The sequence below is a fragment of the Pseudomonas sp. 43(2021) genome (assembly GCF_017490805.1).
In the GTDB taxonomy this organism is placed as follows: Bacteria; Pseudomonadota; Gammaproteobacteria; order Pseudomonadales; family Pseudomonadaceae; genus Aquipseudomonas.
Genome location: NZ_JAFGYJ010000102.1, coordinates 1 through 753 on the forward strand (window position 1 = coordinate 1; position 753 = coordinate 753).

Consider the following 753-nt stretch of genomic DNA (forward strand, 5'->3'; position numbering starts at 1 on the left):
GGATCAAGGATGGCGATGATGTCTTTCAGGCCTTTGCCGTAGGTTTTCATCAGTCCCTGGAGCTTTTCTTCGAATTCGATTTCTTTCTTCAGCCCGGCATCGTTCTTCAGCGATTCCAGCTGTTTGAGCTGTTCCTGAAGGGCCTTTTCAGCTGCGCGAAATTCAGCGAGTCTGGACAATATCTTTACTCCAATAGTGTGTTTGTCTGATACCAACAGCAAACCAAGCTATAAGCCAAGAGCCTGGAAGAGACTCGGTGATAATTGGCTCACCTGCCAGTCTGGCTCAGGTTGAAAAAATTGTAGTATTTAATGCGACAAGAGTAAATCCTGATGTTGTCGCCATGTAACAACAATGACTTTTTGTATCAATTTGGTGCGGTTGTTCGGCGGGCAGTGTCGGCGATTTAATGATGAGTTAATGCTTCAAGGAAATCAGCGCCAGGCATCGGTCTACCGTACAAATAGCCCTGCAAAAAGTTAACGTTATGCTCGGTCAGGTAATCAGCCTGGGCCTGAGTTTCGACACCTTCGGCAACAATGCCCAAGTCCAGTTTGGCCGACAGTTCAATGATGAAGTCGAGAATATGCCTCGATAACGCGTCTACACCGATCATGGCCACGAAGCTCTGATCGATCTTTAGAAAGTCGACGTTGAAGGTGCGCAGATAACCAAGGCTCGAGTGCCCGGTACCAAAGTCGTCGATCGCGATTTTTACTCCCAGTGCATGCAATTGCTCAAACAGCTTAAGCG

2 protein-coding genes are annotated in these 753 nt (G+C 47.5%); both read right to left on the reverse strand.

Annotated features, from left to right (window positions below; all coding sequences use genetic code 11):
* Window positions 1-179 (reverse strand): histone-like nucleoid-structuring protein, MvaT/MvaU family (locus J5M71_RS26135; protein WP_347709877.1); only part of this gene is annotated, 179 nt, incomplete at its 3' end.
* Between the two features lie 227 nt (window positions 180-406).
* Window positions 407-753, reverse strand: a 347-nt coding sequence (locus J5M71_RS26140; protein WP_207838338.1) for an EAL domain-containing protein, incomplete at its 5' end; no start/stop codon positions are given.